This window comes from Amycolatopsis keratiniphila, assembly GCF_000400635.2.
Classification (GTDB): domain Bacteria; phylum Actinomycetota; class Actinomycetes; order Mycobacteriales; family Pseudonocardiaceae; genus Amycolatopsis; species Amycolatopsis keratiniphila.
Genome location: NC_021252.1, coordinates 8,353,259 through 8,373,255, shown reverse-complemented (window position 1 = coordinate 8,373,255; position 19,997 = coordinate 8,353,259). Strand labels below are relative to the sequence as shown.

Here is a 19,997-nt window from a genome sequence, read left to right as displayed (position 1 = left end):
AGGCGTTCAGGGGTACGAACGGTCCTCTCACGCGGGGACGTGAAAGGACCGTTCATCACCCTCCTCGCCCCGTCTAGTCCTCTGAGTCCAGAGAGCGCGGCCGCGGCGAAGGCTTGAACCCAGGGGAGCCAGGCGACTTCTTCGCGACCGGAACCACCGCGAGCCGGCGCCGTCCCGGCATGGCGGCCACGAGAACGACACCGATCAGCAGCATCGCCGTACCCGACCAGAACATCGGCACCGTGTCGTAGGCGGCGTTGGTGTACGCCAGGTTCTTGACCGGCCCCTTCGGCGCCGCGCCACCGTTGTTGCCGGCAGGGGGCGCCTGAGCCGTGCCGCACTCGACGCCACCAGTGGGCGCGTACGCCCGGGCGATCTGCTCACCGAGCGACACCTGCGCCAGCGACGAAGGCAGCTTCTTCGCGGCGTCCGGCGGCAGCGCCTTCTGCAGCGCCGTCGTCGGCAGGATCTGCAGGTCCAGCAGCCGCGCCGAGGCACCCATCTGGAAGCCCTTGAACGGCGACGTCATGTCGCTCGACTTCTGGTTCAGCCCGGCGATCGACAGCTTCAACACCCCGATGTCGAGGGTGAGCCCGTTCCCGGCCTCGCCGCCGGGAAGCTGCTTGGTGGCGCCGTTGAGCATCTCGGCCAGCCCGCCGATCACCGGCACGTTCTTCAGCTGGTCGAAGCCCGGAACCTGCTTGAGCGACGGCAGCGGGATCCCGATCGGGATGTCCTTGGTCGGGTTGTTCGCGTCGAGGGTGAACAGCACCTTGTCGCCGCGGACGATCTGCAGCACCGGGGCGCTGTACTCGACCTTCGACGTCTTCTTGTCGCCGGTCGAGGTGACCCGCAGCGTCGGCTGGCTGGCGACCTTGATCGTCAGGCCGAGCGGCGTGCCCTTGAGCAGTTCGATGTTGGCCGCCTGCAGGGTCGACGTCGACTCGACGGCCTTGTTCTTCGAGCCGGGGATGTCGACCAGCCGCACGACCGAACGCGACGACAGCGTGTTCGGCAGGCTCAGCACCGCGCCCTTGCCGTCGGCGCTGGCGCTGGTGCCCGACAGCAGCCCGCCGAGGTTCGCCAGCGGGCCGGGAAGCCCGCCGAGACCGGCCTTGAGCTGGTCGGAGGCCTGGGTCAGCTGGTCGGCGCCCGGGATGTTCGGGATGGTCGGCAGCAGCGCGAGGTTCGCGATCGACGTGCTCGAATCGGAGATCGTGCCGACGCACGGCCCGAGCGTCGGGCTCCAGCGCGCGTGCGCCTGACCGTTGAGCAGGCCGAGGTTGAACAGCGGGTTCTTCGGCGCGTTGAGGCCGCCGCTGATCGGCTTCGGGTTGTCCGGCAACGCCGTCTGCACGAGGCTGCCCGGCGTCTGCGGCGCGTTGCCGGCGGCGGACAGGCCGAACGGCGACGACTGCGCGATCGACTTTTCGTAGCTCAGGTACGCCTCGGAGTTGGCCTGCGCGCTGGAAAGTCCCATACCGGCTTCGAGCGCGGACTGCTTCGGCAGCAACTCGCCCGCTCCCGGCAGGATGGCGCTGGTCGGTACCGCGTTCGGCAGCAGCCGCAGCACCCCGAGCGCCGCACCCGCGTCACCGACCGCCTTCCCCAGCGGCTGCGGCCCGATCGGCGCCGACATCGGCGGCTGTCCCGGATTCGCCGGATCGGGGATCGGCGTGGTCGGGATCGTCTGGGCGGTCGCCGGAGCCGCGGTCAGCAGAAGCAGGGCCGCGGCGGCCGGAAGCGCCAGCACACGGGGCAGTCGTTGCCGCATGAACAGGTCCTCCAGTGGGGATGGGCCGATCTTGGGGGACTGAGACCGGCGTCATAGGACCTTAACGACGGTGGCCCTCGAAGGTGACGTTCCAGCCTCCGCTACACTTGGCTCCGTCATCGGGTGCGAGCCCGGTGTCCGCCGCCTTAGCTCAGTCGGCCAGAGCGATTCACTCGTAATGAATAGGTCAGGGGTTCGATTCCCCTAGGCGGCTCCGCAGGTCAGGGCCCATCCGGAACACTCCGGATGGGCCCTGACTTTTTGAGTGAGTGACTAACTGAGTGACTGAGCCGCAGGATCGCCGGACTGGTCAAGTTCACCCGATCCGGGGAGCAGCCGATCCATCGCGACGGCTCCGGTCTCCACCACCGGGCGGATCTGCTTCCGGTAGACCAGCTCTGTCACGGCGGTGCTGCTGTGTCCCACCAGTCGTGAGATCTCTTCGATTGGCATCCCCCCGTCAGACAGGATGCTCACGAAGCTGTGCCTCAGCTCTCGCGGTGTCCACTTCGCAGGCGCGAGACCGGCCGCCTTGATCACGCGGCGGAAGTCCCGACGTACGTTGTTCACATCTTGAGCCGTGCCGACACTGGTGGTGAAGACCAGCCCCAGATCTCGCCACAGGGAGCCAGCGGCGGCCTTAGCCGCGTCTTGCTCCCTTCTGTGCGCTTCGAGAGCTGTGATGGCCCGCGTTGGCAGCGCTAGCGACCGTCGTGACTTCCTCGTCTTGGTCTCGCCTCGTGCCCGAACCGAACGCCAGACCTTGACGTTCGGCGCAATCGCGGGAGTCGCCTCCGGAGCGCCTGTCAGGTCGACGTGATCCCACGTCAGTGCGCGCATTTCCTCGGTTCGAGCCCCCGTGAGGAGTGACAGCACGATGTAGGCGCGCATCCGTGACTGTTCCGCAGCCGTCAAGACGGCTTCGGCCTCCGCGAGAGTCAGCGCGTTCGACGGCCGGCCTTCTCCTTTGCCCGCAGGGCAATCGCACAGAAGTACAACGTTGCGCTTGACCCTGTCCCGCGCCTGAGCGCGGCTCACGACGCGTCGCAAGATGGAGCGGAGGTTGCGAACGGTGGATGTGACCAGCGTTTCAGCTTTGGCCGCGAGCCACCTGTCGACGTCTTCCGCTGACAGGTCCACGAGTCGCCGCGCTCCCAAATCCGGGATGATGTGGTTGCTGACCAGTGAGCGCACCGCCTTGACCGTGTTCGGGTCTCGCTCTCCGAGTTCGTAGTTTGCGAGCCAGTCGTTCACGGCGTGCGCCACCGTGTATCCGGCTGGTGCGTTAGCTGCGATCCCTTCATCGAGGGTTCGCAGAATCTCCTTGAGCTTGTCTTTCGCCTCGGTCTTGGTCTTGCCGCTGGCCTTCTTGACGATCCGTTTTCCGTTGGGGCGGTATCCGATGGTGACTGATGAGATCCAGCGCTGACGGCGCTCGTCCCAATGAAGTCCGCCATCCCCGCGGCTACGCCGTGCGGCCATAGTTGACCTCCTCTGATTCGTGGGTGAGTAGTTCGAGATAGGCCGTGATTGCGGTTGCTGGAATGCGGCGTGCCCGGCCTTCCTTGACGGATCGGAGGCGGCCAGCGCGGATGAGTTCGTAGATCACGGAACGGCTGAGGGAGAGCAGCCGCATCGCTTCCGGGATCGGGTAGAGGTGCCGAGCAGGAACAGGCATCGGCGTGATCGTGGCGTCCATCGCGGGAGTCCTTCGGTGTCGTACGGCCGGGCGGTGGCGGTGACAAACACGGCGGTTCCTTTCGGTGGGTGTCACTCGGGTGTCACTGGTGTTTGCGCTGGTCAGGTGGTTGGGGTGACAAGGTGACAGGGGTGACAGCGGAGACGGGTCCCTGCTGTCACGGGTGACAGGCGGTTGGGGGTGTCACTCCGGCTGTCACCGCTGTTTGCGCTGGTCAGCGTCGCGAGGTGACAGGAGTGACGGCGGTGACAGCCGGGTGTGTCCCGGGTGTCACTCCGGGGCGCTGTAGGTGCCTTCGCGGTCGACCTGCAGTTGTCCGGCTTCCTGCATCCGTTTGCAGGTCTGGCGGACGGTGTTCGGGACGAGCTGCAGGGCTTCGGCGATCCGGGCGGGTTTGAGCGGTCCGTGTTCGCGCAGCAGGCGGAGAATGTCCGCGCGGGTGTTGGACACGGTGTGGTCGGAGGCGGGTCCGTCCAATTTGGTCCAGGCACCGGCCTGGGCGTCGAACAACATGGCGTAGTCGGCTTCCTCGACGTCGCGGCCGGTGACATGAAGTACCCCGTCGGCCTGTCCGCGCCCGCGTTCGAGCACCAACGTGGCGTCGACGGCGCCGGTGAGTCCTGCGGTTCCGGACACCAGGTTCTGCCAGTCCTCCGCGCCCTGTTTGCGGACGTGGTGGATGAGCAGGAACGGGACGCTGTAGTGGTCGGCGAGGCGCTTGAACCTGCTGGCGGCGGCGTAGTCCCCGGCGTAGGCGGACATGCCGGGAGCGTCGGAGCCGCGCATTTTCTCGTAGGTGTCGATGATGACGAGCCGGGCGTGCGGGTTTTCCTCCAACCAGTCGATGAGCAGCTGTTCGCCTCCGGCGGTCATGGTGGGACAGGCGGTTTCGAGGGTGAGCAGGGGCGCGGCCCGGCCACCGGCGGCCAGCATCTGACGGCGGCGTCGCTGCAGCCGTCGGCCGGTGTCTTCCAGCGCGCAGTACAGAACCGGGCCACGCTCCACGTCGATTGAGCCCAACACCGGGTCGCCGTTGGCGATATCGGCGCCGAAACCCAGAGACAGCCACGACTTTCCGAGCTTCGGCGCACCGGCCAGCAGGTTCAGCCCTTCCGCCAGCAGGCCGGGGACGGCCCATTTCGGCGGCGGGAACTCTTCTCGCATCAGCTCCGCGTCCGTCCACCGGGTACGGCGTTCGGGCGGTGTCGGCACGGGCACCAGAGCGCGCGGGGACGTCGTGGCTGTCATGGGTTTCGAGCCTCCGTAGTGCTGGTGGTCAGGCGGCCAGTGACGGCGTGGACGCGCCGGAGAGGGCGTGAGCGTTGGCGATCAGGCGGCCGACGTGCTCGGCGACTCCGGGGACGATGGCGTTTCCGTAGGCGCGGAGGTGGTGTTCAGCCAGTTCGCGGGAAAGCCCATCAACCAGCCGATCCACTCGGGGTTCGCTTGCCCAGTGCCTCGCGCTCGTCCGCGTCGGGGTTGTCCGTCGCGCCAGTCCTTGCGGCGGCTGGTCGTGCCGGTGCGCAGCTTCGCCAGCAGGTCCCCCCGGCCGCCGCGTTCCCCGTCCGAGGCGCGGGGCGTGGGCCACTCCGAGCAGGCGGGCACGTGCTTGTGGGGCGCCCACCTCACAAGCTCGGATACGGCCGACGCGGTGGCGGTATCCCAGTCGAACAAGGTCGGCGTGGACGATGTCGAGTCCTCGGGTCCGCAGGCCGGGCACGTTCTCCCAGAGCACCCACTCAGGTCCGACCGCGCGGATGACGTCGAGCATCGCGGGCCAGAGCCACCGCTCATCCTCTTGCGCGAGCCCGAGCCCGGCGAGGGAAACCGGCTGGCACGGGAACCCACCCGCGACCAGGTCGACGTGTGGGCGGGACTGGGACTCCCACCAAGGGACAGTGGTTCGAACGTCGTCATGCCGGGGCACCTCCGGGTAGTGGTGGGCGAGAACGGAGCGACAGAACGGGTCGATCTCGACTTGGCCGACCACGGTCATCCCGGCGCGCTCCAGACCGAGATCCATCCCGCCGATACCGGCGAACAGGGACAGGACGTTCATCACGCGACCTTCCTGGGGCGGTTGGCCCCGGCCTTGAGGCCGGAGGTGATCGTGGTTTCGGCCTCGCGTTCGGTGAAGGCCCGGATGCCGACGTGCCGCCCGGCGGCGGTCCTCAGCGCCGCCCGCACCTCGTCCTCACCGACCGCGCCACCGGCCACGAGCTGTCCGAGCGCGACGGCGGCGGCGTAGAGCGTGGCGTTCCGGTTGGTGGTGGCGTCGGCGACTTTCCCGGCCTCCGCCCGGATCGCCGCAGTGAGGTAGCGGTCACGGCGGCCGGTCGACGGCCGGATCGGCACTACCGGCGCGGGCGGCAACGCGGCCGGGGTGAGCCGATCCGTGAGCCATGCCGGCAGTGCCGCCACCGGCCCGTCGAACAGGTAGCCGTACCGGCCGGACGTGGCCAGGCTGCCGGGGGCGACGACGTAGCCGCCCCACGCGCGGACGTCGACTTTCCAGCCGAGCCCGTTCCCGCGCTCCCCACCGGTGTTGCGCAGCCGCACCCCGTCCGGCGCCCGGAAGTACAGGTGCAGACCACCGGACGGCGTCCGCACGGTGAGGGTGTCCCCGGGCACCGGTTCCCCGGCCTGCTCCGCCAGGATCGCCAGCACATCCTCACCACTGGCCGCGCCCTGCTCCGCCCACTCCGCGGGGACCTCTTCCCCGCACTTGACCACGTCGAGGTCGATCACGCACAGCCCGGACGGCCCGGTGGCCAACCCGACGTTGTACGCGGCCTGCGACCACGCCGCGCGGATCTTCGCGGGGTCGGTGGTGGCGCGCTGCTCCCACGTCCGGTGACCATCCGCGCAGCGGCCGGTGCCGGGGCAGTCGTCGATGTTGTGCCCCGCAGGGCGCTTGCGGCCCGGGCGGAGCGGGAACACGTGCCAGCCGCGCCCGGCCGCGTCCAGCGCGGCCGCCTTCATGGTGTCGTTCGGGGTGTTCATCGGGCCTCCTTCACGAGCTGGCGGGGACGCTCTTCGCGGGTCTGGCAGATCAGGCAGTGACGGGACTCGCGGGGCGTGTCGTGGTCGGGCAACATCGGCTCCCCCTTCGCGCAGCCACAGGCACACGCGCGCCAGCAGAGCGGCCAGCGGTGCCCGTTCTCGCGGCACTGCTGAGCGGTGGCGCACTCGTCGCACTGGACTCCGTCGGCCGTGACCTTCCACCCGGAGTCGGTCAGGGCCGTAGTGGCCTCCTGCACGGTCCGGAAGTGCAGCTCGCAGCCGAGGTCTTCGGAGTTGCTGAACTCGTGCCCGCAGTCCCCGCACGCCGCGACCACGCACGTCTCCTGCCTGAATCCCGGCCTGATCATCGGGTCGCCTCCGGGGCGACACGGCCGAACGCGGTGGTGTGGTCGGCCAGCCAGTCATGGACGACGAACCGGCGTTGCGCGAAGGCGTGGGCGATTGTGGCGTGCACGGGCAGGTCGTCAGGCTGGCAGATGGTCACCACGCCCGGCTCCCGATAGGTCCGAACGGTGCCGTCGGCCTTCAGGCGGGCGGAGATCAGCTCCACGGGCATCCCGCTCCAGACCGAGCGGGCGCGCTCGTGCAGGGTTCGGTAGGCGTCGTAGGTGTGGAGCCGGTTGCCGGGGGCGTAGCCCTCACGCAGGCCGACGGCGACCATGACCGCGGACCGGACCAGCCGCCCGCCGCTTCGCCAGCGGCCACCGGCGACAAGTTCGCGCGCCGCGCGCTCGCAGTCGTCCGGGTCCGGGGTGCCGTGGCTGACACTGGGATCGCGGACCAGCCGAATCCAGGACGATCCGTGGCCGGTCGTGAGGGCGTAGGCGGTCATCGGCACCCCAGTGCGGCCGGTGAGCTCCGCGATCTCGTCGACGACCTCGGCGAGCGGGTAGAGGGGTGCGGTGGCGTGCAGCTCGTGCGCCCACACGCCCGGCGCGGAAGCGGTCTCGCGGTAGTGGAAGCTGCTCATGTCGGGGTTCCTTTCAGCAGTGGCGGAGGATGGCGGCGATGGCGTCGTGTTCGGCCTGGTCGACGGTCATGGCGTAGGTGGTCTTCACCCGCACCCAGTGCGCGACGTAGCCGCACCGGTCCTTGGCAGGCAGCCACTTCGCGGGGTCCTGATCGCCTTTGGCGCGGTTGGACTTCGCCGACACCGCGACCAGGACGGCGGGGTCGTTGGCGTAGCGGGTGCGCTGCTTCTCCGACCAGCCGCGGGTGCCGGAGCGGGCCGCTTCGGCCAGCGGCACCATGTGATCGACGTCGACGGTCCCGGGGTCGGTGACCGTCACTCCGTCGTAGCGGCTGGGCCACTCTCCACTCAGGACCTTGCAGCCCTTGCCGGTCTTCACATTCCGGCCCTGAACCTTGAGCGTGTCCTCGCGGCGGTCGCAGCCCTTGCCGACAGAAACCCAGTGCGGCCAGTCGTCGCGTTTGTAGTGGGCGCCGGTGTCGACCGGGGCAACCCGGAGCGCGGCCAGCTGACGGGCGGTGCTCGAACCGGCGGTGGGCCGCTTCGCTGCCGCGGACTCCGGTGTCGGCACGCACGCCGCGGTGCCGAGCGCGACGGCAGCCGCCAGCGTGGCGATCGTGGTGGTCGGTTTCATCGCTTGCCCCCGCTCTTGTTGGCCTTGTGGACGGCTTCGCAGGCCGGGCACGGCGGGCTGTGAAACCACATCTCGCGCGAGTTGCCGCTCTTGAACGTCAGGCCGCACAGGGTCTTCACGTCGCCGTTCCACCAGCTCTTGGTGCCGCGGTGAACCACGGGTTTGGCGGGTTTGCTGCCCATGTCGATCCCTTCCGTTAGTAACGTTGAGTGAGCGTTTTTGGCGTGGGGGTGCCGTGGCGGCGGCCGGTGGCGCGTCGCCGGAACGGTGTGGAGTTCGAGTGAGACCGGGAGTGAGGTCCTGGGAGACCGGTTAGGTTTCTAACTCCCGGAGTGAGATTGGGGATCTGGCCTGCTGATCTGCGGAAAGTTAGCCCGGTGAGGCGAGTTAGCCCGGCCCGTCAGGGGCTCGTGATCATGGTTTCCGGCGGTGCCCCGCCGTCCGGGCTGGGCTAACTCCGGTCACTCGTCGCCGTCCAGGTCCGCAGTGGCCTGCTTCGCGAGAGCTTCACGCACCGTGACCGGGTCGACCGGCCAGCGGTTGCCTGTGGAGGGCACCTTGACCCCGTACTGTGCGGCCAGGATCTCCCGCAAGCCCTTGCCCGTGAGCCGCTTGTACGGCTCCCAGCCCGGGGCGTGCGCCGCCAGCAGCGCGGGCACATCCGCCGCAGGCACGGTCGTGTCCCCTAGGACGGCGTCGAGGTCTTCCAGCAGATCCCGCGCCACCGGGATTTCCCGGGCCGGTGCAGGGGTCCCGGGCAGGGACTTCATCGCCGCCAGCGACCGTTCGATGATCGGGGTGACCTGGTCGTTGTCGCGGGACACGTCCAGGAAGTACACCTGCACGATCTCCGAGCGTTCGCCGGTGAAGCCTTTCACCACCGCGGTTCCCTTGTCGGTGCCCGGAATCAGCTCCGTCGCGCGGTGACCGGCGGCGTAGGCACCCTGTCCGAGCAGCGCGTCATTGGCCACGTGGTCGCCGACGGCGAACGCGACACCGTTGGAGCAGTTCCGCGTGACGTCGCGGGGCATGGAGTCCTTAGTGGGGGCCTGCGTGGAGACGATCAGGTTAATCGCACGCTTGCGTCCCAGCCGGACGATGTCGACCAGTAGCCGCGAGATTTCCTTGCCGTACAAGGGATGTTGGATCGCGACGTGCGCCTCTTCCAGCAGCGCGAAGATGGGGTGCAAGCCGACGTTCTTGTTCGCGTACTCCCGCGTCACGGCGGGGATCTCGTACTTGATCAGCAGTTCGCCGCGGCGCTGCACTTCGGCGTGCAGGTCCTGCAGGTCGGCGAGGATTTCGGCGATCTTCTCGTCTTCGGCGCCCATCACGTAGCGGGTGCACCGTGGCTTGAACACCTCGAAGTCGAAGTTCGCGTCCGGAACCCAGATCCGCAGTTCCGCCGTGGGATCGAGCGCCGCACCGGCCATGATGATCCGGGCTGCGGACGACTTGCCTTGCCCGGGCATGCCGCCGCAGATCGTGTTGCGCTCCAGCAGCGGGGCGTTGATCGGGTTGCCTCGCAACGTTTTCCCGAACGGAACGCCCTTGAACACGTCCACCACACCATCGGTGAGCAGCGGGTATTCGCCCGCACCTTCGGCAAGCGCGCCCTTGTCGGCAACCCACAGGTCGAGGATTCCGGCTTCGGATCCGGTGGTGGGCCACACTTCCTTGGCCAGCCGGTGCAGGCCGGTGGCGAGGTCCCCGCGGCGGCGGGCGACCTTTTCCGCGGTCACACCGGCCGGGAGCCGCACGACGGCGTGGGTTCCGCGACCGTCCACCCGGGCCGGGGTGAGGAACTGCAGCGGTGAACCGGTCTTGAGGTAGGCGGTGATCTGGGGGATACGCAGGGCAGACAGGGCGGCGGCGATGGTGGTCTCGTCAATGGAGACGTCCACATCGGACTCCGCCGACGTCGCCAGCCAGCCCGGGGCCGCACCGGCCTTGCGGCCCAGGTGCCACAGGCCGATCACGGCGACCCAGGGGGCGGCGAGCACGATCGGGCCCCAGGCGATCGTGAGGACCATGACCACCCAGTTGATGGCGTCGATGACCGCGTTGAGCGGGGCGATCACATCGGAGATCCGTTCGTTCGCCACCGCGAGCACGATCCCCAGGGCCAGCAGGAACCCGATGCCCGCGGCCACGCTGATCGCCAGCGCTTTCGCGACCTTGCCCGGGGCCTGCAGCATGTCCATGCGGCGCGAGTGACGGCGTTCCTTGGCCGCTTCGGCGCGTTCGTCCCACTCTTTGAGGGCTTCCATGTCCCCGCGCAGCTCCGCGCCGCGCATCAGCCGTTCATACCGGGCGTTCGTCGACGACTCCCACGCCCGCACGGCCAGCACCTTCGCGCCGCCGCCGACGTAGACGGCGTTGCGGACCAGCGCCTTGCCGACGGTCTTGGTGCGCTCGTGGGTCGCGACGGCCTTGGTGACGCGGGCGACGGTGACCACGTCGTTGCGGTATCCCTGGTACCGCGCCATCATCTTCGCTTTCTCTGAGGTGAGGCGCTGGTACTCCTCTTCGGTGATGAACTCGCCCTCGATCGCGCCGCTGTCGACGGTCGGGAGGTGGTGCACGGTCGCCAGCTCCGCCGACTCGGTGGTGTGCTCGTTCACTTGGCGTCTCCCTTGAACTGGTCGCGCAGCTTGCGGGCGGTCTTCGGCGCGCACTTGAGGGTTTTGCGGATCGATTCGGCCGACGTCGGGTTGACGTCACCGGCCTTGATCAGGGCGCGGAACTCGGCTTCCAGCTCCGCATCCGACCGGGTTTTCGGTGCCCGGATCGTGCGGCGCGGCGGGGTCGATTCCTGCTGGTCACGCTCGGGATCGAGCACCGCGACCGCGCCAGAGTCGGCGGTGTCGGTGGTCGGGGTGATCGAGGGTCGATCCTGTTGCGCGAGCCACGCCGTGACCTCGTCGGCGAGACTGACCGGAACCTCGGTGAGGCGGCCGCGGCGGCTGATCTCGTACCGGCCCGGGGCGAAGACCAGGGTCGCGGTGCCGGTGTGGTCGATCTCGCCGACCGCGTGCCGGATCGCCGCCGCGCGGATCTTCATCGTCTTTGCGAGCGCCTGCCGCTCCAGCTTCGCCGCGGCCTTCTCCGCCGCTGTCCGGCGCGGGGACGCGACCGCGAGTTGGTGCGCGATGACACCGGCGATCGACACCAGCCCCATCAGCAGGCCGGAAGACCAGCCGTGGCGGAGACCGTCCAGCAGGTTCAGGGCGAACCCGTAACCGGCGAACACCCAGATACCGACCTGCAGCGACCACACCGGACGGCCCGGAGCCCGCCGCGCCATCTGCACGGCGACCGCGAACGCCCACATGCCGAGCTCGGAGATGACCGGAAGCACGACCCCGAGGGCGCTGCCGTAGGTCTCGACACCGTGGCGAGCCATCGCAGGCACCGCCAGCACCGCCGCGGCCAGACCCAGCAGGTAAATCGGGCCGTCCACCCGGTGCACGGCCAGCCACGCCGCCAGCGCCGTCCACCGGGCCGCCCGCTTCGCCTGCCGCGCGGTCTTCGCCGCGGCGTCAAGCTTGGCCTGGGCGGCGGCGTCCTGGCGCTGCTGCTCCGCCAGCGCCGCACGTTCGGCCACGCGCCGGTCCGTGCGGGCCGCGGCGTCGAGCCGTGCCTGTTCCCGGTCGGCGATCCGGTCCGCGCGCTGCTGTTCCCTCCACGTGCTCATGCCCGAACCTCCCGCTCACTGCCCATGCCGGCATTCCCGTGCGGCCCGGCCTCGATCTGCCGGGGCGCCACCTTGTTCTGCAGCTCCGCCCGCGTCTTGTGGTCGCGGATCTCGTTCAGCGCCCACCACGCGGCGACGACACCGGAGACCGTGGCCAGCCACGGCCACACCAGCACCCCCGCGACAGCGGGAAGGGTGATCCCGGCCAGCTCCCCGGCGTGCCCGACCGTCCAGGCCACCGCGGCATCGGTGCGGGTCCGCTCGTTCTGCTGTGTCATGGCCGGACCTCCTGTCCTGTTGGTGTGCAAGCGAAGTGGTTGATCGGACCGCGCGGTGACCGTGACACTTGCGTCACCGCATAGCCATCGACCCGGCTCATCACTCCGGTGATGACCTGCAGCAGCAGCCCCAGCGGAATCCGCATCAGCTGCAGCACCGCGAACAGCACCACCGCCGCGACAAACCGCAGCAGAGCCCCGGTGCCGCGCGTCTCCAGCACGTTGAAGACAGTCATGGGTTAGCCCTCGCCCCACTTCGTGTCGTGGGTGCGGTTCCAGTGGGCGACTCGGCCGTCGTACTCGGATTCGAGAGCCTTCCGGCGTCCGTTCTCGGACAGCTCACCCAGGACGGCCGAACGGTGCTTCGGGGTCATTCCGGATAGCAGCGCGTGCACCACGGCGTCGTCGATCTGTTCTTCTTCGGTCTTCTGTCGCCTGCTCATGCCGCCACCTCCACGTCGTTGGACATCTCGATTTCCAGGCAGGACCAGCACTGCCGGGTGCTGGTCGGCACGCAGTAGTCCTTCTCTTCGGCGCAGTCGACGCAGGTGCGGCGGGCCCGCATCGCGTACTGCAGGTTCCGCAGCCGCGAGACCTGCTGTGCCTGCGACGGCACCGGCCGCTCCACGGCGTCGGCCACGGCGAACAGCTCCGCCACGGTCTGCCGGGCGTAGGGCTTGCGGTGCCGGAACACCAGCAGCGCCCGCGGGTCCAGCCCCGCGGCCGACAACCCGGCCTCCCGCAACTGCGTGGCGGTGTAGAGCCCGGCTGGTGCCTCGTTCCACCCGAAGTAGGGCAATCCCTCCCGCATCCCGCGGGCTTCGGCGACCAGCACCGTGTCCCCGCAAGGAATGTGGGCAATGATCCGCACGGCGCTCACAGGACCTCACCCGCTTCGATCACCGGGCCGCGCTCGTTGAACCACGTCACTGCGGCCGACAGCTGCGCGAACCGGCCCAGCGCTTCCCGGTAGGACGCGTCGGTGAACAGGTCCTCGTTCCTGAACGAGTCAGTGCGCATCTCCGTGCACTGGCGGACCAGGTTCACCCACTCACTCACGACGTCCAGACCGGCGTTGAGCTGCCGCACAGCGCGTTCACGCGTTCGGGCGGCGTAGGCGCGGGTCTCTTCCTCTACCATCGGGAACCCCTTCGAGTCCTTAGCTGGCTGGTCGGGACCCGGCGCGGTCGGCGCGTTCTTGGCGGAGTGGGCCGCCGCGTCGGGGCACGTGATCTGCAGGTTGGTGGTCATCGCTGCACCACCGGCCGTCGAATGTCGCGGTGGTAGACCTCCGCGTCGATGCCGTCACCGGCCAGCAGCAGCGCTAGCGCTTCGGCGATGACCACCGATCGGTGGCGGCCGCCAGCGCAGCCCACGGCCACCGTGACGACATTCGGAGTCGCGGCCGGGACCAGAGCAGCGATCGCCGCGGCCTGAGCACGCACGAATTCGAGCGCGCCGACCTGATCGAGCACGTTCGCCCGCACCGCGTCGTCCCGGCCGGTGCTGTAGCGCAGAGCGGGGGTGACGTGCGGGTCGCGGAACAAGTTGCGCACGTCGATCACCAGATGCGAAGAGCTGGAAGTCAGGGGCTTCGAGTCCTCGTGCAGGTAGCCGAAGCTCTCGATGACCACGCGGGTGATCGTTACGGAATCGGTCGGGGTCACCCGGAGACCGAAGTCACCGACCATGTCAGTTCCAGGCCACTGGTCGCCGAACGGGGCCATGTCCATCACGCCACCGCCAGCAGCCGCGCCGCGTGCCGGTGCGCCTGGTCGGCCTGCTCCGCAGCGCCGGCCGAGCCCGTGGCGGCCAGGTGGTCCAGTACCACGGCCTTGCGCTCGTACCAGGCGGCGATCGAGGCAACCGGTGCATCGACGGCCGGGCGGGTCAGGTGCAACGCGCCCAGTTCGGCGAGCACGTTCGGGGCCGCCATCACGCAGCCTCGATCTCGTCCGAGATGACGGCCTGCCGGATCGCCGCAGACTTGCCCTGCGACGGCACACCAGCGATCAGCCAGTGACTTTCACGCAAGACCTGACGGCCGGCGCGACGGCGGGCACGGGCCGCGCGGCGCTGGTCGGTGAAGTCGTAAAGGAACGCTGCGGAAGCGGCGTGCTCATCGGCCGCCAGCTCCCGATCGACCTCTTCGAGCAGCGCGTCAATCGCCGATTCGGTCAGACCGTCCGGGTAGAAACCCTCACCGGTCAGGCCATCGGTGACCTCCGGGAAGGTGGCCGGAGAGGCCGGGTACCAGGTGCTGCGCTTCGCGTTCATCGGATCTCCTAAACGTTCGATTTCGTTGCAGGGCAAGGGATTCAGTTCGAGCAGCACGGGCAGTCGCCGCAGTGGACCGTGTCGCCCTCACCGGCGCGGTAGCAGTCGAGGCAGGTCACCATCAGGGAATTCCTTCCAACGTTGGGTTTCGCGGTAAACGTGCAGGTCAGAAGCTGTTGAAGAACGTCACGACGCTCGTCGTGGCGGTGTCGATCGCCCCGAACACGGACTTACCGAACCCGGCCGCCTCAATCGGCGACTTCACGATCAAGACCAGCACCAGCACCAGCAGGACTCCGACCAGCCACTTCGTCTTGCCTCCGCCGAGCTTGAGGCCAGGAATCGAGGTCTTCGCCATCTCCGTGCATCTCCTTCGGTGTGTGAACTGGAACACGGCAAAACCTAACAACTGATTTGGAAACCAGTCAACTGATTGACTCGAATGGAGCAATGGGAGCAGTGTCTACCTGGGGAAATGCGGTCAGTCATCTGGTATGGTTTGGCCTGTCAGCCAGTCATCTGACTGGTAGCTGCCACAGCAGGGAGTCCCGATGTCCCGGCCACGCGCGAAGGTTCAGCGATCCGAGTCGCTTCATCAGCAGGTTGCCCGCAATATCCGAAACGACATTGAGGCTGGGCGGCTGAGGGATGGTCAGGCGCTGCCGTCGACGCGGGAGATGGCCGCTGAGTGGCAGGTCAGCCCGTTCACAATCTCCGAAGCGATGGACGTGTTGATCAAAGAAGGGCTGGTCGTGAGCAAGGCGAGGGCTGGTCGCGTCGTGCATGCTCCGCACGTCACGGAAGCGGTGCGACCGAAGACGTCCGCGCCGCAGGTTGTATTTGTCGGCGGCTTCGCGGGGAGTGGCAAGACTGAATTAGGGCGAGTTCTGGCGCGAGAGACTGGCTGGTCGATCCTCGATAAGGACACCACCACCCGCTTCGTGGTGGAAGTGGCCCTTGAACTTCAGGGACTTTCGCCCAATGATCGTGAATCGGACGTCTACGCAGAAAAGATTCGCCCCCGGGAGTATGAAGCACTTATAGCCACCATGACGGAGAATGTGCAGTGCGGAAACAGTGCGATCGTTACGGCGCCATTTATTCGCGAATTTGCAAACCCGGCTTGGGTTAGCCGAATTCAGGCAACATGCAAGGACCTGGGAGCCAACCCTACTTTTGTTTGGGTATATTGCGATGCCAGCACGATGCACACATATGTCAGGCATCGCGGCGCGGCCCGAGATGCTACTAAGCTCGCAAACTGGGAGTCTTACGTTTCAGGGCTTAATCTGGAATTGCGCCCGCCGGTGCCGCATGTTGTAATCGATAACTCCGCATCGAGTAAGCCACTGCAAGATCAAGCGCGAGACTTGCTCTCGACCATTCTGATCGAGGAAAACGAAAAGTGACCATCGAAAAGACGATCGTTCTAATTAGCACTGAAGTTGACGACATGGTCGCGCATGGCATGTTTAGGCAACTTGACGACGTTGAGGTAGTGGGATATGACCCCGCTGCTAGGCGGCTCGACAATATGCAGAGGCGTGCCAGTATCTTCGTTCCGCCATATCGAGGAACCAATCGTCCAATGGCGCTAATGGAACAGCTGCCAAACTTGGCCATGGTTCAAATTACGGCCGCGGGTACTGACGAATGGGTCAACGCTGTTCCCGACGGAGTAGTTCTGGCTGGGGCGCGTGGCGCCCATGCTGGACCGGTTTCAGAGTGGGTTTTGTCAGCCATTTTGGCGCAACTCCGCCAATGGCCAACCCTTGTCAGGTACCAGGACAAGAATACATGGGCGCATCGAAAATTTGACGCTGACACCCTCCGAGGGAAACGGGTTCTAATCGTAGGCGCTGGCAGTATCGGAATGGCTACTGCGCGACTCCTCGACGCTTTCGGCGCAAACTCCACTTTGGTGGCCAGTGTAGCTCGCGATGGAATTCACGGTGCAGTAGAGTTGCCCGCCTTGGTAAGTGGGCACCAAATCGTCGTAATTACGGCGCCGCTTAATGATGCGACACTCAATCTTGTCGACAAAGATTTTCTGGCCGCGATGGACGACGGCGCCCTTCTCGTAAATGCAGGGCGTGGCAAGATCGTGGATACTGACGCGCTAGTAGAGGAACTTCGTTCGGAGCGGCTCCGAGCTGCGCTCGACGTCACCGAGCCTGAGCCGCTCCCCGAGGATCATCCAATTTGGAAATGCACCGGTGTCATTATCAGCCCGCATAGCGCCCGGACGGTGCCAGGCACCAATGCCCTGTGTTATGCCGTCGCCGTCGATCAGGTGAGGACCTTCCTGGCAGGCGGAGTCCCCTCGAACGCTGCTGTACGACCATGTTGAGGGCAGCTAATGCGGCCGGGATGAAGCCCTAAGGTCGCCTCTGATGGACGTTCAAGCGTGACCCGGTGTGCCGGGATGCCGGAAATGGTCTCGGCCCACCTCGGAGCGCGGGTGCAGCGCATCCGACAAGATCCACTGCCTCTGAGGTGTGCCGCCGCTCCCGGGGGTGTCGAGCATGAAGGACACCAGTCCTGCCCAATGGCCCGTGGTCGTCGCGGACCACACGCTGAGCAGTCCGGGCACCATGCCTGTCAGGTCGAGACCGTCCGGCATCGAGGCGATCGGCGTTCCGACGGGGAAGACATGGCGCAGGTCAACCCACACGGGACATGCAGGCTCCACCTCGTGCAGGTAGGGGCCAGAGGTGGACCTCGCGCCGGTCGGATCGGACATGTGTTCGATTATGCAACGTGTGTCACCGTGGGATCTAGGCGGTGTGACCTGCAGAAACGGCAATGCCACGCCTCGCTGCTCGTTGCCGGTGGGGAACTACCTTTGCGCCTTGCTGTTCGTGGGTCTTCCAGTAGGCGTGGTGAGCTGCCCTGAGAGAGTCTTGGCAGCTCGGGCACAGCACGCCTCCCGGGCCAAGCTCGTTCTCGTCGCAGCGGAAGCACTTCCGTGGAGCAGGTTCAGTCGGGCTTCTGTGTCACAGCACCGTATGCAAGATTTTCTTTACGCCATCTATTAGATCTGAGACCTGCTCATCGGTGGGGTCATCGTCCTTCCTGTGACTGCAAAGATTCCGCAAGTCGCCAAGATATTGGATCTTTCTCCAAGTTGTTACTTCGATAATGTTTTCCCCCTTGAGCTTGTCGTTGAACTCGGAAATAGTAGGGTTCTTTTTGGTGATCTTGATCCCATGGTTATCGCAAACCGTTTTAAGGTGCGATTCCAGGACCACTCCGGCAAGGGCTCCTGCGGCACGAGTGAAGCCCTGTTTGAGTAGTGCGGCCGCAGCGTCCACCTCTTGGTCGTAGAGATCTGCTTGTAGGATTGTGGAGAGGTCATATAGGCTGCTTGTGAACCTATTCTTAAGTGAATCCAGTATCTTGACCTGTTGAGTGAGCTTTGGAATCGCCGCTTTCCTGTCGGCCCTTGTATCGCCGCCGAAGCTCGATGTTAGCCCCATTAGAGCATCGCTTATGGTGTAGTTCTCAGCGTCTAAGTTCTTTCTTGCCCTGGCAGGTTTATAGTAAGCAACAAAATCTGAAACCCGTGCCGGAAGCAACTGTGAAACTACCGCCAGGGCCTCTGAGTACCAGGATTGGTAGTCGATGGCGAAGATTGGCAGCTTAACATCTTTGAATCTTTTGGCTTCTTCTGGATACTCCGCAACTACCAAAGAGGCCTGTAGGCGCTCGCCCTGCTTGATGAGTCTGTCAAGATCTCTTTTGAACTTTATGTCGTCAACCACTTGTGCACCTTCCAATTTGCCGCCAAGACCCTGGGTCTAACGACAGGCGTTGTGGCGCTCTGAAGTTGCGCCTAGAAGATGACGGGGGTAATAAGGATAGTCCTTACTGCCCCCGTCGGCTTCGTCAAGGGGTTAAAGTCTTACTTCTGAGTTGGATTTCTCTTGTGGACTTGCCAGGCTCCTTCAAGCAAGTTGGTTGCCAGGTCGGCCATCTCGCGATCACCATGAAGGCGGAGGCGGCTGACGGCTATTTCGTAGCACTCATTGTCTGCGCGTTCCTTGATTACCCAGATGACTGCAACAGTGCCGTCATTTTCAACACGGTAGACCGCGCGGTAAGCACGGTCGCCGATGACAAGCTTTCGAAAAGTTGTGAGGTTATTTTGAGTTCGACTGCCGAGCGGCTGTCCACGTTGCTCGGGGTTCTCTTTGAGCTTGGCCAGGGCCTTAATGATAATCTTCCTTGCGGAGCCGTCAAAATCTCTGAGGTCTTCTTTTGCGTCATCGGTCAAATAAACCCTGGCCATTTGTCATCAGTCCTCGGCTAGATCAATGTCAAACTCGGCAGCAACGTCTTCAAGGCTGTGACGGGCGCCAGAGTCGGTCATGGTTCTAACCCATGCGATGCTAAGTAGCTTCAAGTCTTCCTCTGCCTCCTCGACCCTCTGAAGGCGGTTCATGGTTTCTATGTCGGTGATCACGGCTGCTGGGCAATTGTTTTTCATTACAACAATGCGTCGACCATTTTCGCTAACGTCATTGAGGATCTTTGAGAAACGTTGGCTGGCCTCTGTGACGCTAACTATGTCGTCGGTATCAATGTTCACGGGTGCATCCCCTGGGCTGCGGGCGAAGGCACGTTGGCGATCGTGCTCGGATGGTTCAATCTGAGGGCCGCGTTCGTCTGTTGTCAGCAGGCGAGGGCTACGGTCCATGCCGAGTAGTCTACACAGAATTCTGGTTAGAATTACCTCCAGAAAGGTAACCATCTGGCGGACGTTGAACTGCTCTCGCAGCTGCGCGTGCGACAAAGCTGCAGGTCAGAGTGCTTCTGATCTTGCGTCGCGGTGTGCAGGATCACCCTGAACGGCAATGCTCCAGGCCTGCGCTGTGCGGTAGTGAGCCGCGGTCGGGGCGACGCTGGACCATTGGCTATGCCAGCCTCAAGGTGTGTCGTTGACTGCTCGGTGACAGTGGGGGCATGTCGAACCAGTCACCCCTGTCACTCTGTCACTCCACGGCCTCTGACCTGCGCAAATAGGAGTGACAGGGGAGTGGCGGGGGTGGTGCTGTCACTCGTCCCACTCTTCTTCTATGTCACAGGGGTAACTACGGCTGGAACAGGACGTGGGCGGGGACTGTCTCTCCGCAGTCCTGTTCCAGCCGCTTGTGTCCTTGGCGTGCCCCTGGCGTGCCGGTCGTCGGGGGGATGCGAAGGGATTGACGGGGAACAGCGTCCCCTGACCTGCTGGTTGTAGATCCCCCGGTTGCGCGCGGCTTCAGTTCCCACCTTTGCAAGGCGGGAGTCGAGCGACTTCCGCACAGGAGGGGCCGAACCAGCAGGTCCGGCCCCTCCTGTGACTTCTCGGACAATCCATTAATGCAAGAGAGCGTTGACCTCGTGCAATAGCGCCGTCAGGGCGATGAGAAGCGCGGTCGTGGCGACCGCCGCACTCTTCGCCCGGCGACGAAGACGACTGCACAGACAATCAGGCCGCCTTCTGGCCATTTGATCCTCCCAATGGAAGCTCTTCGCTGACATTCAGCTGCGTCCAGCTGGCTGGAGCACTTCGGCGGATCGCGCCGGTTCGCGCACCAACAGGTGCGCGGACGATCTGCTGTCGAAGTGCGGCTTCGCTGATTGAGCCCGTCGCAGCTGC

The 19,997-nt window shown here is 65.7% G+C and carries 27 protein-coding genes and 1 tRNA gene; 3 read left to right on the top strand and 25 right to left on the bottom strand.

Annotated elements, in window-relative coordinates; translation table 11 throughout:
• Positions 1-73 precede the first annotated feature (73 nt).
• Positions 74-1,774 (bottom strand): hypothetical protein, encoded by a 1,701-nt coding sequence (locus AORI_RS78840; protein ID WP_016337823.1) that lies wholly within the window; start codon positions 1,772-1,774, stop codon positions 74-76.
• A 140-nt stretch (positions 1,775-1,914) separates the two neighbouring features.
• Between AORI_RS78840 and AORI_RS78835 the strand changes: the two genes are divergently transcribed.
• A tRNA-Thr gene (locus tag AORI_RS78835) sits at positions 1,915-1,988 on the top strand.
• 59 nt (positions 1,989-2,047) lie between these two features.
• Here the strand turns inward: AORI_RS78835 and AORI_RS78830 are convergent.
• From AORI_RS78830 to AORI_RS78735, 20 genes are all read right to left on the bottom strand, one after another.
• Positions 2,048-3,256, bottom strand: coding sequence for a tyrosine-type recombinase/integrase (locus AORI_RS78830; RefSeq protein ID WP_016337822.1), 1,209 nt, complete (start codon positions 3,254-3,256; stop codon positions 2,048-2,050).
• Positions 3,240-3,473: a helix-turn-helix domain-containing protein gene (locus AORI_RS78825; protein WP_046199871.1), complete on the bottom strand. Its 234-nt coding sequence runs from the start codon at positions 3,471-3,473 to the stop codon at positions 3,240-3,242. Before AORI_RS78825 ends, AORI_RS78830 begins: the two co-directional genes overlap by 17 nt.
• Positions 3,474-3,743: 270 nt before the next feature.
• Positions 3,744-4,721 carry an AAA family ATPase gene (locus tag AORI_RS78820; protein ID WP_046199870.1) on the bottom strand — a complete coding sequence of 326 codons (978 nt, stop codon included), beginning with the start codon at positions 4,719-4,721 and terminating at the stop codon, positions 3,744-3,746.
• Positions 4,722-4,749: 28 nt separating this feature from the next.
• Positions 4,750-5,532 carry a DNA cytosine methyltransferase gene (locus AORI_RS78815; protein WP_016337820.1) on the bottom strand — a complete coding sequence of 261 codons (783 nt, stop codon included), beginning with the start codon at positions 5,530-5,532 and terminating at the stop codon, positions 4,750-4,752.
• On the bottom strand, positions 5,532-6,476 hold the full coding sequence (locus tag AORI_RS78810) for a bifunctional DNA primase/polymerase (protein WP_016337819.1): 945 nt from the start codon (positions 6,474-6,476) through the stop codon (positions 5,532-5,534). Before AORI_RS78810 ends, AORI_RS78815 begins: the two co-directional genes overlap by 1 nt.
• Entirely contained in the window at positions 6,473-6,844 is a 372-nt protein-coding gene (locus tag AORI_RS78805; RefSeq protein WP_016337818.1) for a hypothetical protein, read from the bottom strand. Before AORI_RS78805 ends, AORI_RS78810 begins: the two co-directional genes overlap by 4 nt.
• Positions 6,841-7,467 carry a hypothetical protein gene (locus AORI_RS78800; protein WP_016337817.1) on the bottom strand — a complete coding sequence of 209 codons (627 nt, stop codon included), beginning with the start codon at positions 7,465-7,467 and terminating at the stop codon, positions 6,841-6,843. The genes AORI_RS78805 and AORI_RS78800 overlap by 4 nt, the downstream gene beginning before the upstream one ends.
• Before the next feature lie 13 nt (positions 7,468-7,480).
• Complete coding sequence (locus AORI_RS78795; RefSeq protein ID WP_016337816.1) at positions 7,481-8,101, bottom strand: HNH endonuclease family protein; 621 nt, start codon at positions 8,099-8,101, stop codon at positions 7,481-7,483.
• Positions 8,098-8,283: a hypothetical protein gene (locus tag AORI_RS78790; RefSeq protein ID WP_016337815.1), complete on the bottom strand. Its 186-nt coding sequence runs from the start codon at positions 8,281-8,283 to the stop codon at positions 8,098-8,100. Before AORI_RS78790 ends, AORI_RS78795 begins: the two co-directional genes overlap by 4 nt.
• Before the next feature lie 279 nt (positions 8,284-8,562).
• A complete protein-coding gene (locus AORI_RS78785; RefSeq protein WP_016337814.1) occupies positions 8,563-10,725 on the bottom strand; it encodes an ATP-binding protein in 2,163 nt (720 codons plus the stop codon).
• On the bottom strand, positions 10,722-11,798 hold the full coding sequence (locus AORI_RS78780; RefSeq protein WP_016337813.1) for a hypothetical protein: 1,077 nt from the start codon (positions 11,796-11,798) through the stop codon (positions 10,722-10,724). The genes AORI_RS78785 and AORI_RS78780 overlap by 4 nt, the downstream gene beginning before the upstream one ends.
• Positions 11,795-12,076 carry a hypothetical protein gene (locus AORI_RS78775; protein ID WP_016337812.1) on the bottom strand — a complete coding sequence of 94 codons (282 nt, stop codon included), beginning with the start codon at positions 12,074-12,076 and terminating at the stop codon, positions 11,795-11,797. Before AORI_RS78775 ends, AORI_RS78780 begins: the two co-directional genes overlap by 4 nt.
• The gene (locus tag AORI_RS78770) at positions 12,073-12,312 is read right to left on the bottom strand and encodes a hypothetical protein (RefSeq protein ID WP_016337811.1); all 240 of its coding nucleotides are present in this window, start codon (positions 12,310-12,312) and stop codon (positions 12,073-12,075) included. The genes AORI_RS78775 and AORI_RS78770 overlap by 4 nt, the downstream gene beginning before the upstream one ends.
• A gap of 3 nt (positions 12,313-12,315) precedes the next feature.
• Entirely contained in the window at positions 12,316-12,519 is a 204-nt protein-coding gene (locus AORI_RS78765; RefSeq protein ID WP_016337810.1) for a hypothetical protein, read from the bottom strand.
• Positions 12,516-12,947 carry an RRQRL motif-containing zinc-binding protein gene (locus AORI_RS78760; protein ID WP_123798687.1) on the bottom strand — a complete coding sequence of 144 codons (432 nt, stop codon included), beginning with the start codon at positions 12,945-12,947 and terminating at the stop codon, positions 12,516-12,518. The genes AORI_RS78765 and AORI_RS78760 overlap by 4 nt, the downstream gene beginning before the upstream one ends.
• Before the next feature lie 5 nt (positions 12,948-12,952).
• On the bottom strand, positions 12,953-13,327 hold the full coding sequence (locus tag AORI_RS78755; protein ID WP_016337808.1) for a hypothetical protein: 375 nt from the start codon (positions 13,325-13,327) through the stop codon (positions 12,953-12,955).
• Entirely contained in the window at positions 13,324-13,767 is a 444-nt protein-coding gene (locus AORI_RS78750) for a RapZ C-terminal domain-containing protein (protein WP_051552927.1), read from the bottom strand. The genes AORI_RS78755 and AORI_RS78750 overlap by 4 nt, the downstream gene beginning before the upstream one ends.
• 41 nt (positions 13,768-13,808) lie before the next feature.
• On the bottom strand, positions 13,809-14,012 hold the full coding sequence (locus tag AORI_RS78745; RefSeq protein ID WP_043848434.1) for a hypothetical protein: 204 nt from the start codon (positions 14,010-14,012) through the stop codon (positions 13,809-13,811).
• Entirely contained in the window at positions 14,012-14,410 is a 399-nt protein-coding gene (locus AORI_RS78740; protein WP_200870945.1) for a hypothetical protein, read from the bottom strand. The genes AORI_RS78745 and AORI_RS78740 overlap by 1 nt, the downstream gene beginning before the upstream one ends.
• A gap of 109 nt (positions 14,411-14,519) precedes the next feature.
• A complete protein-coding gene (locus tag AORI_RS78735) occupies positions 14,520-14,711 on the bottom strand; it encodes a hypothetical protein (protein ID WP_016337804.1) in 192 nt (63 codons plus the stop codon).
• Between the two features lie 193 nt (positions 14,712-14,904).
• Between AORI_RS78735 and AORI_RS83155 the strand changes: the two genes are divergently transcribed.
• Positions 14,905-15,762 (top strand): P-loop nucleotide/nucleoside kinase family protein, encoded by an 858-nt coding sequence (locus tag AORI_RS83155; RefSeq protein ID WP_081809751.1) that lies wholly within the window; start codon positions 14,905-14,907, stop codon positions 15,760-15,762.
• On the top strand, positions 15,759-16,703 hold the full coding sequence (locus AORI_RS83150) for an NAD(P)-dependent oxidoreductase (RefSeq protein WP_228688261.1): 945 nt from the start codon (positions 15,759-15,761) through the stop codon (positions 16,701-16,703). The genes AORI_RS83155 and AORI_RS83150 overlap by 4 nt, the downstream gene beginning before the upstream one ends.
• 51 nt (positions 16,704-16,754) lie before the next feature.
• Here AORI_RS83150 and AORI_RS78730 read toward each other — a convergent pair whose 3' ends face one another.
• From AORI_RS78730 to AORI_RS83135, 4 genes are all read right to left on the bottom strand, one after another.
• A complete protein-coding gene (locus AORI_RS78730) occupies positions 16,755-17,096 on the bottom strand; it encodes a hypothetical protein (protein WP_016337803.1) in 342 nt (113 codons plus the stop codon).
• A 253-nt stretch (positions 17,097-17,349) separates the two neighbouring features.
• Positions 17,350-18,117 carry a hypothetical protein gene (locus tag AORI_RS83145; protein WP_081809750.1) on the bottom strand — a complete coding sequence of 256 codons (768 nt, stop codon included), beginning with the start codon at positions 18,115-18,117 and terminating at the stop codon, positions 17,350-17,352.
• Between the two features lie 140 nt (positions 18,118-18,257).
• The gene (locus AORI_RS83140) at positions 18,258-18,644 is read right to left on the bottom strand and encodes a type II toxin-antitoxin system RelE family toxin (RefSeq protein WP_081809749.1); all 387 of its coding nucleotides are present in this window, start codon (positions 18,642-18,644) and stop codon (positions 18,258-18,260) included.
• A gap of 6 nt (positions 18,645-18,650) precedes the next feature.
• On the bottom strand, positions 18,651-19,052 hold the full coding sequence (locus tag AORI_RS83135) for a type II toxin-antitoxin system Phd/YefM family antitoxin (RefSeq protein ID WP_158509152.1): 402 nt from the start codon (positions 19,050-19,052) through the stop codon (positions 18,651-18,653).
• Positions 19,053-19,997: the final 945 nt, after the last annotated feature.